Below are 11,983 nucleotides of genomic sequence, written 5' to 3'. Positions count from 1 at the left end.
ACCACATTATTTAAAAAGAAGACAGAACTAATACTATTAATCTTGTTATGTCTTCTTTGTTTTTGTTCAGGAATTTTAATTTATAGACTCATGTAAGGGAGGAATTGATATGAAAGATAAACGAAAATCTTTGTTTATTGTGTTTGTCATTTTAGTTGTAGGTGTGACAGCTTTTAATATCTATTTGAGCAAAAAATCAATGAGTGATGGCAAAGAAAAACAGTTAAAACTTTCAAATGAATTACTAACAAAACAAAATGAAGACTTAAAAAAACGACTGGATAAGGTGCTTCCTTCCGCACAAGAACAACAGAGAAGGGCGTATTTATCGACAGCCGAAACGTTTATTCAATTATCATTTCATCGAGAAAAAGAAGGCTACAGTGAGAGAAAAGAAAAAGCAAAATCCATTATGAGTGAAGAACTATTACAACAATTTTATCCAACTGATAAATACGAATTAGGAGATACGTATAAAACGAAACCAATAGAAATGAAGTTTTATTTACAAGAAAATGAACCCGATAAAGAGGAGGTAAATGTGTTAGCTGAATTTATAAATGTCACGACAGATTCAACGCAAAACCGAGAAGAAAAAGTAAACAACGTGTTACGAATCATCATGAAAAAAGAAAATGAAACATGGCAAGTTACAAGTGTGGAAGAGTTAAATATGAAAGTTTTATAAAGAAAAAGGTGGGGTGAGAGTGTGATAGGAGCGATTGGTAAGAAGAGTGAAAGAATCAATCTAAGAAAAAATAAGTCGTGGATCTACTTAACAATTATCAGCTTTCTATTTTTGGGTTTTTTCGCTTTCTTGACATCAAAAATTTACATGCCAAACGATGAAAAACTATTCCATACAGAGACAAATAAAGTAATTAAGTTGTCGGGTATGGGGAAATTGATTGTAGAGAAAAGGGAATACAATCCACACAAAAACTTTATACAAATTTACTTTCGATTAGAAGGATATGAGGAAACAGGATATACATTTAAAGCACAGCAAAAAGCAAATCCAGGTGTTCAATTACCTGTCAAAGTATTGTACGAGGAGAACGGAAAATACGTTGTAGAAGTAAAAGACTTATCTCCGAATTGGGGAGCGTTAGCTTTCGATATTTACAATAAAAATGGTGAGAAAGAACAAATGGATATTCGTAAATTCACACAAGATGTGAACGAATCTGAAGAAGAAAATGCAACAACAAAAAGTCCGAATAAATTAGTTCAGACGATTTTTACCGATCAAAGAAAAACAAAAGCGAATGACGAATTGATAGCTGAAGATAAAAAAACATATGAGCTAGATTTTATAGAAAGAGACAAAAAGGATATCGAAACAAAGATAAAAAATTATGGGAAAGCAATCAAACTGGAAGAAGAAAATGCGAAGATAGTTTATGAAAAAGTAAAGGAATTACAAGATGAAATGAAGTACCAGACGGAAGCAGAAAAAACGGAAACACAATCAAAAATAGCATCCCTAGAATCAAAAATAAAATCATCAGAAAAGAACGTGGAATTGTTTAAAGGAGAACAAAAAATTGCACGAGATAAAATCAAAAAGTTAGAGCAAAAGGCACAAGAAATTAATAAAAAGTAAAACAAGATATGGGGACACGATGGAGACATTCAGTTGAAATAAGGGGACGCGAAAGGGACATTAATAAAAAATAACGGGACATGGTGGAGACATTAATAAAAAAGATAGGGACGCAATGGGGACATTCAACTTCTTTTCTTGTTCCCATCGTTTTGCTAGGCTCCGCCTAGCTTCACACCTTAGGTGGGAACAAAAACCCCTTATGCTCTTCTCACTATTTTTTGATCTCTACCCAGATTTGCAGAAAGGAGAGGGAAAAGTGGAAATCAGAATTAGAGAAGTAGATCCAATTGCCGTAAAGAAAATAGATGAAATGGCAAAGAGGAAAGGATTATCCCGGCAGAAATTTTTGAAAGACCAAATTGAAATGTTGGCATTTTTTCAGCAACAAAATAAAAGGGAAATGGAATTAGAAAATCTCATTGAAAAGAACATCCATATGATGAGTGATTGTTATAGCGCAATGGAAAAAATGAATGAGTTTATTCAAATGATGATGCAGGATGTTGAAAATGAATAATGTCATTCCTGTTCAATCTTCCGTCACACCAGGTGTTGTTTTAAAAACGAAATTTGTGTTGCCAAGTTCGGATGCTTTTCAAAACTATATTGATTATGTAGATCGGGAGGAAGCGAAAAGTGAAGTGAAGCTGAATCCGAAAATGTTCGAAACGTATCAAGACTACATGGGGGATTCAGAAAAGACATCAGCACTATTTACGGAACACGCAAATCGTTTAACAGAAAGTGAAAAAAAGTCCTTAAAGGAAATGTTTAAAACCGCTCATGAGAATGGAAGTATTATGTGGCAAGATGTCATTTCTTTTCATAATCCCTGGTTAGAGAAACAAGAAATTTATGATGAGAAAACAAAAACGTTGGATGAAAAAAAGTTAATGGATGTAACACGGCTTGCGATGAAGGAAATGCAAAAAAGAGAGGGGTTGGAAAAAAGCTCTATCTGGTCGGCAGCCATTCATTTTAATACGGATAATATTCACATTCATGTAGCAACTGTTGAACCATTTCCAACGAGAGGACGTGGTAAAAGAAAACCAAAAACATTAGATGCGATGAAGGGGAAAGTCGTAAATAATTTGTTAGATCGTAAGCAGGAACAAAAACAAATTAATGATCTGATTCGAAACAATATGGTGGGAAGGAAAAAAGAAGATTCCGTTTTTGATTGGCGTAATCAACATTTGAAACCATTGTTTTTACAAATCTATAAACAGTTACCAAGTGATAAAAGACAGTGGCAATATAGCTACAATACGATTCAACCATTAAAGCCGCAAATTGATGAATTAAGCAGTCGGTATATTCAACATCATCATAAAAAAGATTACAATCAGTTTCTTCAAAAGTTAGATAAAGAAGTGGAAGTTTTTAAAGAAGCATATGGGGAAGGAAAGTATGATAAGAAGCAATATGAAAATTACAAGACGAACAAAATCAATGATCTGTATAAAAGAATGGGTAACGCTTTTTTACAAGAAATGAAGGCATATGATAAAGAACAAAAAAGAATCCATCACATGAAAAAATCAAAGTCATTTCGAAAATTTCAGCAGAATGTATCTATTCAGTATTCTATGAGAAAAGTGGAAGGCGCTTTTAAAAGTGAATATGAAAGTTGGAAGAATCAAAAGTATTATGAGCGTATGCAAAAAGAGAGTGCGTATCAAAATGAAAGGGGTTATTAAATGAGTACAATTAGAAGACAGGTAACGATGGATCAAGCGACAGAAGATTATATAAATGATTATATGGAAGAACACGGAATTCGATATACAGGCGAAGCAATGGGACGAATTTGCAAGGAACATGAAGCGGCAAAAAATACAGAATGGTCGTTAAATTATGTAACGGAAGTGGTATCAAAAAACTTACATGATGTGTTAAAAAGTGAACTAACAAAAATTCGTCTTGGTGCAAATAGTGCGGATAGAAATACGCAAATTTTAATTGAATTAATGAATGGATACTTTTTTGCTAATGACTTGGATTTAGAGAGTATTATTACAACGGATAAAATAGAAGTTGGTGGCGTGAAGATAGCAAAAGAAGTTGTAGCGGAACGAATTAGTAACGCAAGACAAAAACGTATAGATCATGAAGCATCAAAGAACAATGTAACGTAATCTACATTGTTTCTTTTTATAAAAAAACGGGAGGTTATAAGGATGTTATTATTTCATGAAGATATCGCATTAGGAGTCATTAAAGAGATTGGAGAAGGTGAAATTGTTTTACTTGTAAAAGAGGAAGAACTAACAATTAAAATTACACGAGAACAAGAGGAAGAACTTGCAGTTCATGTCATGAATCAAGAGAATATGTTAGTTCCGATCAATGTAAAAACTCATGAGCTTTTCTTTGATACAGCTGAGAGCTGGAATGAAGAAGATATGGAAGAATTATTGGAAGCATCTAAAGAAAAGTAAAACAATAAGTTACTGTATTGAAACTAGATGGCAAAAAGTTATCTAGTTTTTTTATTTGAAAAAGGAGGAATTGGCATTGAAAAATTTATATTTAATCACAAAGGATACTGAATCAACTGAGGCTGGAAAAGAACATGATGAACTAAATTTATATACCCAAAATAAGTACCCGCATTTCAAAGAAGTTCCATATAAAGACGGTGAAAAGAAATGGAAACATTCTTCCTTTCAGTTTGAAATGGTAGCAACGGAAGAGCAAGAAATAGAAATAATTCAAGTGGCATCAACTTTCGCAAAAATATATGGGTGGAAGGGCATTGATCTTTGGAAAAAAGAAATTAATGTTCAAGACGAATATGAAGATGGAGTTTATATAGAAGTAAGCGAAAAAGGCATACCTATAGGTTACGAGATATTTTTAGGGTTCACTGACAATTGGAATGTAAATTTTGATGAACTAATAAAACATTAATTACGTAATGAAGGAGTTCTTGAATCATGGCTTATAAAAAAAAATATCCAGTAAAATCTGTAGAACAGAAAAAAGAAGAAGTTCAAGCACTTACAAAAGGAATGGAAAACAGCATTGAAAGCTATTTTCGTACAACAGGAGATTTGAAAGAGTATCTATCATTTATGGCAAAGTTTTATCACTATTCACCATCTAACATTTCATTAATACAGAGTCAATTCCAGGGAGCCAGTGCAGTTGGTTCCTTTTCTTTTTGGAAAGAAAAAGGATTTCCGGTTAAGAAGGGTGAGAAAGGAATAAAAATTCTTGTTCCAAACCGAACGGTAGCAAAATTTAAAGACAAAGAAGGCGCTTGGAAAACAGTAACTAAAGCAAATGAGGAAGAGAAGAAACAAATTGAATCTAAAAGTGTAGAAATGATACCTGGTCGCTTATATTTTGCTGTTGGTCATGTGTTTGATGTGTCCCAAACAAACGCAAAAGCGGAAGATCTTCCTCGTATTTTTCCGAATCGTTGGCTAGAAGGTAGCGTTACAGATTACCAGAGTTTGTACAAGGGAATGGAAGCCATTGCGGAAAAAAACGGTGTGAAAATTATTGAGCCAAAGCAAGAACTTGGGGTCGCAAAGGGAGTTAGTTACACCTTAACAAAAGAGGTTGCTTTGAATCCACGAAACAGTGAATTGCAAAATGTAAAAACCTTACTTCATGAATTGGCACACGCCAAACTTCATACAGCAGAGACACATATGAATTACACAGCACCAGAAAAAGAGTTTCAAGCAGAAATGACAGCTTACGCCGTTTCTTCTTACTTTGGGATTGATACGAGCGAATATTCTTTAGGGTATTTAGCAAACTGGACACAAGGAAAAGAAATGAAAGATAAAACCAAGCTGTTGAAGGAAGTACATGAAACTTCGATTGAATTTATTGAGACAATCGAAAACACATTAGAAAAGGAAAAAGAACAAATAAATGAAAAAGAGGTGGAAAGTATGGCAAATAAAAATGAAAAACAGGACGATAAAAATATTTTATTGGTCGAATTTATGAGTTTAAGTAACACGACACAAGAGCTTGTTTCTGTTGCAGAGTTAAGGGAACAAGCGGATAGAAACCGAGCGTTTGAGCCCATAGAAGGTGCAGAAAAATTAGGTGATAAAGAATTTATTGATGCATTTAACGAGGCGAATCAAGAAAAGTATGCAGCACTAAATCAAGATGAAATTAATCGTCCTACCATGTTAGTTCAATGGAGCGACAACGAAAACTTTAAGAGTAATCAACTAATCCCATTTGGAGAAGCCAATGAAAAAATGGCTGAAGCCATTTCAAGTATTGAAAAAGCAAGAGAAGAAGCTAGAGAAAGAGGTCAAACGATCCCCTACGATCAAGCTCGTTACCATATTGTCATTCCAAAAGAAGTCGATAGGGAGTTTGGGAGAATGGAGCTTGTGAGTATGGATCGTTTCAATATGGGGGATGGTGACTACAAGACGCCATATGAACAAGTATTAAACGAGAAAAGGTATCTATCGGATGAGGTGAAACAAGCGTTACGTGATGAAGTGGTGAATTATAGAACTGATAAAGAAATACCGATGGAAAAAGCACAGGAAAGTACATTAGAGAACTTGAAAGAGACACCTAACCATTTAGTTACAATTGAAGTATTAGCAAATGGTATGCAAGATGAAGAACTGGCAAGAATCCACATGATGGATGCCGTTACGAAAGATATAAATCATTTGTCTGTATGGAATCAAGATAAAACAAATCGGGACGATTTATATGTTTCCCTCATGGAAAAGAACGGGAAACGAGAAAATGTCTATTTAGATAACATTTTAAAACCAGATTTATATGAAAAGGTTCAAAGTTCTATCTTTGATGGGAGAGGAAATTTGTCATTTGTTGTTTATGAAAAGGATGCAAATATGAGTCTCGATGAAATCGTAAAAGATGAAAGATATGGACACTTAGTTGATAAAGCGGAAGCACAAAAAGATTACTCATTTAATGAAAAAGAAGTGGAATTGTATAAAGAAATGAAAAAGGAAGGATATGCACCTATTGTCTCTTTAGATCAACAAATTCAGCCTTCAAAAGAAAAAGAATCAGCTACCTTAGATAAGGACTTAAGCCGAAAATTCGAAGCATACAGACGTTCACAATATGAAGAGACACCAGATAATATTGATAGCATTGTCACTCGTGTAAAAGCTGAAGAACGGTATTATACAACGAAATATGTTTCGATTGATAATGAGCTTGTAAGTCAGGAACACGTAGTAAAATTAGAAAGTCAGGTGGATGAGAAGCTTGGAAAAGAAGGAATAACGGTGAATCAGTCTACAACTTCAAAGGAAACGGATTTTGATAAAAATTTTCAGCCATTGAATGGAAAAAAAGCGAATGATAAAGAAAAAGACAGGGAAATAGATCCTGGGAATGTAGAACAGTCGAAGTCTACAAAGAAATCGGGTAGAAAAAAAGAAACAATGGAAATGGAACGATGAAAAATTTTATAACAGGAATACCAGATTAAATCATTTTTTGTTACTCAATTGAGATAGCGGAGAGTGATTTTTTTATATCCAGAAATGAAAGAGGGTAGAAAAGCCCTCTTTCTTATTTATAGAACGAAAGGAGAGAATGCCATGAATGTATGGCTGTTTGCGGGCTGTATGTTCCTTGTAGCTGTCTTTTTGAACATGTTGCTATTATTTGGTCACAGAATGATGAAAAAGCGGAGAAATAAGAAATGGAAGCGTGAAATTGCAGATTAATAGGAGGTAGTACGTATGGGGAAAACATTATTTATTGCTGAAAAGTCGAAGGTAGCTGTTGAATTATTAAAATCACCTAGATTTAGAAACTCACAAAGGTATTCGGGGAGCAAGCCATATTATGGCTACTATGAAAATGAAAATTACATTATTAGTTGGTGCCGTGGGCACTTATTAGAACTAAAATATCCGGAGGAAATGGATGAAAAATACAAAGAGTTTAAATTTGATCACTTACCTATTATTTTAGAGCCGGAATATAAAGAAAAACCGGATAGTCTGGAACAAATTAAAATATTGGTTAAGTTGTTAAATCGTCCCGATGTAGATCATGTGGCAAACGCCTGTGACAAGGACAAGGAAGGTGAGCTTATCTATCGTGAAATAGTTGAACATGCAGGTGTGAACAAGCGAGAATCACGCCTATTTATCTCTTCTTATGAAGCCGCAGAACTAGAAGGAGCCTTGAACCGATTAGAACCAAGATCAGACTATGACGGGCTTGCTCAATCCGCTAAAGCAAGGCAATACCTGGATTATATTTTAGGAATTAATGTTACAAGGGGCTGTACATCAAAACTAGCAAGAAACCAATTCTTATTGGCTTCTGGTCGTGTTCAAATGTGTATCTTAAATGAAATCCGTCAAAGGGAAATTGCTATTCAAAACTATAAAGAACAAACCTATTACAATTTAAAGCTACTAACGGAAAACGGTTTATCACCAGTAATGAAAACAGAAGAGCAACTGATAGATCCATCGCCACTACAAAAGCTTGGAGATAGCTTGAAAGAAACGAATGTAATCGTAACGGAATTTAAAGAAAGCACGAGAAAAAAGAAACCAAAATTATTATATAACTTAACGGATATCTACAAAGATGCCTACGCCAAACTGAAAATAAATGCTGAAACAGCAAAAGAACATATTCAGAGTTTATATGAAGAAGGCTTTATCACGTATCCTCGTTCTTCATCGAGGCATTTACCTACAGAACAAGTGGAACGAGTGAAAGAAGTAATGGCAGCATTAGAAAAAAGCGCCTATGCAAATCTTGTACAACAAGTATCCCCATCTTCTATTACGAAAAAACATTCTACTTTTAATGATGAATTAGTCAGTAGTCACTTTGCCATCATCCCAACAACAAAATTATATGTCGGGACCAACCGAGAACCATTAGAAAAACAGTTATATGACTTAATTGTAAAACGATTTATCGGGAATTTTATGAAACCAGCAATCTACTTGGTAAGAGAAGTGCATTTTATAGATCAAGAGGGCAACACATACAGTACAAAAGAAAAGATCCTACAAGAGAAAGGGTTTCTAAGTGTGTTTCAAGAGGATATAGAAGAGGGATCAGTTGAAGCATTCCAGATACCTATTTTACAAGAAGGAGATTCTTTCAGAATCGTTCAGTATGACTTGATTGAGTCTCGAACGAAGAAACCAGCCTTTCATACGGAAAGTTCCATTTTAACCTTTATGGAGACGGCAGGGCGTAAATTAGATGATGAACATTTGAAAGAACTTATGAAAGGAAAACGGATTGGGACAGTCGCAACGGAAGAAACATTTATTCCGAAACTGTTAGATCGTAGCTATATTGATGTCACCAATAATCAAATTCGAACGACACCTATTGGTCGTGCTTTTATAGATGCTTTTCCGGTAGATACAATTAAAAATCCAGCTTATACGGCTGAAATGGAAGGGATGATTTACATGATTGAAAAAAACGAAATGAATTATGAAGAATTTGTGGAAAAAACAAATACGTTTGTAAAAGATACGGTGGAACAATTAGGCGCAATGGATGATAAGGTGTCGGATAGCATTATTAATACTTGGAATCAACAAATTGAAGTGTGTAAATGCCCTTGTAGAAAAGGAAAAATCCTTCATAAAGGTAGTTTCTATGGGTGCAGTAATTATCCGGAATGTGAAATCTCCTTACCGAAAAAAATTAAAGAAAAAGCGATTCCGGAAGCGCAAGCGAAAAAGCTGTTCGAGGATAAGAAAACAGATCTTTTAAAAGGATTTAAGTCCAATGAGAAGGAGTTTGCAGCTTATTTAGTGTTACATGAAGGGAAAATTAAATTTCAGTTCCCAACACAAGAGGAGCTGTCATTTGGTAAATGTCCAAAATGTAAAAAAGGGGATATGCTTCATCGTAAAACTTTTTATGGATGCACGGAGCATAAAAACGGATGTGATTTTATGTTACCAGCCAAAATGAAAGGGAAAGCAATCCCTGGTAATCAGATGAAAAAGCTACTTCAGTATAAAACAACGGATTTTATCAACGGCTTTCAAGGAGAAAAGGGAGAATTTACAGCAGCTATCTATATGGAAGCGGACGGAAGTTTGAAATTCCGTTTTCCAACGACTGAAGATCGTACGATTGGTAAATGTCCATTGTGTAAGAGTAGAGTCCTTGTAGGGAAAAGTAACTACTTATGTGAGAAATACAAAAAAGGCTGTGACTTCATTATTTTTGGTACATTCTCTGGGAAAAATTTAAGTAGTAACCATGTGAAAAAGTTATTAGAAAAGAATGTAACGGATCAGATTAAAGGGTTTATCTCAAACAAAAACGGAAAGAAATTTGACGCTCGTTTATCATACAGCGTACAGGAGAAGCGATTAAAATTCTTATTCGGCAAATAAAAATTGAATGCATGTAAAAGAGGACTAAGAAACGGAATAGTCCTCTTTTTTATTTCATTTTATAGAGTAAAGGGGGGATTCCGTAATGGCACGTGTCAGTACGGAGGATGCGATGAAAGCAAGAAAAGTTGACTTGATTTCATATCTGGAAGCAAAAGGAGAAACGTTTAAGAAAGAAGGAAATTATTATCGTCATACGGAGCATGATAGTCTCATCATTAAAGGAAATCAGTACGCCTGGAATAGTCGAGGAGAAAAAGGATATGGAGCGATTAGCTTTGCCATGATGTACTATGACATGACATTTCCACAAGCTGTGATGGACATTCAGAATGGGGACTACAAAGAGTTTGATCGTTCAAAAGCTGAAGAGGAGCGCAAAAAAGAGCAGCAGCCATTTAGGTATCCCAAACACCTGGAAGTAAATAAGCAAACAGAGATAAAAGAATATCTAATTCATGAACGAAAAATAGATCCTCGCTTGGCGAATTGGCTGATTAAAAAAGATCTCATCGCCCAGGATAAGAAAAATAATGTGGTGTTTAAATGGAGGGAAGAAGGAGGAAAAGGGAAAGTTATTGGTATGAACCGTCAAGGTACAGTCAAAATGGAGAATAAAAGAGGAAGCTTTAAGCAAATTGTCCCGAATTATGAAAAAATCAATGCAGGTTTTACGGTTGATGTAGGTAAACCGGATAAGATTTATTTTTATGAAGATCCAATCGACATGTTATCTCATTGGAGCATTAAACAAAATAATATCCAAAACGCTCGCCTGGTTTCTATGCATGGATTGAAGTCAAAAACAGTGATTGAATCTTTAATTGATGCGAAAAAAGAAGGGCACGATATTAGAGAAGTCATAATGGCAGTTGATAACGATAAGGCTGGGAAAGACTTCATTCAGACAATGAAATGCTTTGTAGATCTTAAAGAAGATATTCCAACGAATGAAAAAGATTGGAACGATGTTCGGAAGAAACAAGTGAGTGAGCAACAGGCAAAAGAAACAGCCCAACCAAAGAAAATGAAACCAATTAAAGAGGTGGAGCGAAGTGTCTAATCTACCAGAAATGCCAAACATATTACAAATTTTGATGTATGGTTTTATCCTTTATGTTCTTTTTCGTATTTGTAAATTTATGTACCGGAAGCTCCAGGAGCGAAGAATACTGAAGCGGATAGCAAAGTCCGGTATTCGCTTTATAGACAAAATGGACGGACATCAATTCGAAGTATATCTAAAAGCTCTCTTTCGAGAGTTGGGTTATTCTCCAACAGTCACAAAGCAGTCAAATGATTTCGGAGCGGATCTGGTACTGAAGGGAAAAAATCGTATTGTAATCCAGGCAAAACGCTACGGGATGAAAAATAGAGTTGGCATTAGTGCCGTACAAGAGATATATGCAGCACAAGCCTATTACAAGGCACATGAGGGCTGGGTTGTAACGAACAATGTGTATACAAGGCAGGCGAAAGAATTAGCGGAAGCTTGTAATGTAAAACTAATAGATCGTGTAGACCTTCAGAAATTGATTAATAAAATCAATCCCGAATATTCGGCTGAAGATGTGTATCAAGGGGTAACACCTGCAGCACGGAAATGTCCAACATGTAAACATGATTTAGTCGTTCGTAATTCAAATCAAACAGGAAATAAGTTTTTTGGCTGTTCACAATATCCGACATGTACACATACAGAACCAATTAATACATGAGCTGGGATGAAAATCCGGCTCTTTTTTCATTTATTTAAAGAATGCATGAAAAAAATCAGTTCAACTAAAAAATGACCCTTCAGATTTGTTTGTATAGGGTTTTGAAGGAGTCATTAATATAACAAGTCATATTTATTATAAAAACGCATGTAAAGGAAGATAGGGAATTTATATGCGTTTTTAGGTTTTTTAGGGAAAATAAAAAGGGTAGCCATTACTTACGACTTAACCCTTTGTCTACGATTTGACGAATTGCTTCGTTTCGGTTCTTCAGT

General features: G+C 34.8%; 12 protein-coding genes. All 12 read left to right on the top strand.

Going from position 1 to position 11,983, the window contains the following annotated elements; all coding sequences use genetic code 11:
* Window positions 1-109 precede the first annotated feature (109 nt).
* The 12 genes from ACLBXA_RS22315 to ACLBXA_RS22260 all read left to right on the top strand — a co-directional run bounded on the left by ACLBXA_RS22315 (window position 110) and on the right by ACLBXA_RS22260 (window position 11,708).
* On the top strand, window positions 110-688 hold the full coding sequence (locus ACLBXA_RS22315; protein WP_277489801.1) for a MerR family transcriptional regulator: 579 nt from the start codon (window positions 110-112) through the stop codon (window positions 686-688).
* A 21-nt stretch (window positions 689-709) separates the two neighbouring features.
* On the top strand, window positions 710-1,606 hold the full coding sequence (locus ACLBXA_RS22310) for a hypothetical protein (protein WP_242305053.1): 897 nt from the start codon (window positions 710-712) through the stop codon (window positions 1,604-1,606).
* 259 nt (window positions 1,607-1,865) lie between these two features.
* Window positions 1,866-2,126, top strand: coding sequence for a hypothetical protein (locus tag ACLBXA_RS22305; protein WP_098537337.1), 261 nt, complete (start codon window positions 1,866-1,868; stop codon window positions 2,124-2,126).
* Window positions 2,119-3,312 (top strand): MobP2 family relaxase, encoded by a 1,194-nt coding sequence (gene mobP2, locus ACLBXA_RS22300; RefSeq protein ID WP_447617495.1) that lies wholly within the window; start codon window positions 2,119-2,121, stop codon window positions 3,310-3,312. The genes ACLBXA_RS22305 and mobP2 overlap by 8 nt, the downstream gene beginning before the upstream one ends.
* Window positions 3,313-3,750 carry a hypothetical protein gene (locus ACLBXA_RS22295; RefSeq protein WP_242305098.1) on the top strand — a complete coding sequence of 146 codons (438 nt, stop codon included), beginning with the start codon at window positions 3,313-3,315 and terminating at the stop codon, window positions 3,748-3,750.
* A gap of 42 nt (window positions 3,751-3,792) precedes the next feature.
* On the top strand, window positions 3,793-4,053 hold the full coding sequence (locus ACLBXA_RS22290; protein WP_242305097.1) for a hypothetical protein: 261 nt from the start codon (window positions 3,793-3,795) through the stop codon (window positions 4,051-4,053).
* A gap of 76 nt (window positions 4,054-4,129) precedes the next feature.
* A complete protein-coding gene (locus tag ACLBXA_RS22285; RefSeq protein WP_447617492.1) occupies window positions 4,130-4,525 on the top strand; it encodes a hypothetical protein in 396 nt (131 codons plus the stop codon).
* A gap of 26 nt (window positions 4,526-4,551) precedes the next feature.
* Complete coding sequence (locus ACLBXA_RS22280) at window positions 4,552-7,047, top strand: LPD25 domain-containing protein (protein ID WP_447617490.1); 2,496 nt, start codon at window positions 4,552-4,554, stop codon at window positions 7,045-7,047.
* A gap of 141 nt (window positions 7,048-7,188) precedes the next feature.
* Entirely contained in the window at window positions 7,189-7,317 is a 129-nt protein-coding gene (locus ACLBXA_RS22275; protein WP_255295440.1) for a hypothetical protein, read from the top strand.
* Window positions 7,318-7,332: 15 nt separating this feature from the next.
* Entirely contained in the window at window positions 7,333-9,990 is a 2,658-nt protein-coding gene (locus ACLBXA_RS22270) for a DNA topoisomerase (RefSeq protein WP_447617488.1), read from the top strand.
* An 85-nt stretch (window positions 9,991-10,075) separates the two neighbouring features.
* Window positions 10,076-11,053, top strand: coding sequence for a DUF3991 domain-containing protein (locus tag ACLBXA_RS22265; protein WP_447617487.1), 978 nt, complete (start codon window positions 10,076-10,078; stop codon window positions 11,051-11,053).
* Window positions 11,046-11,708 (top strand): restriction endonuclease, encoded by a 663-nt coding sequence (locus tag ACLBXA_RS22260; RefSeq protein ID WP_098289592.1) that lies wholly within the window; start codon window positions 11,046-11,048, stop codon window positions 11,706-11,708. The genes ACLBXA_RS22265 and ACLBXA_RS22260 overlap by 8 nt, the downstream gene beginning before the upstream one ends.
* Window positions 11,709-11,983 lie beyond the last annotated feature (275 nt).

The organism is Bacillus sp. D48C (assembly GCF_053345735.1).
Note: the sequence above shows the minus strand (reverse complement) of the source record. Positions and strands in the feature narration are given on the sequence as shown.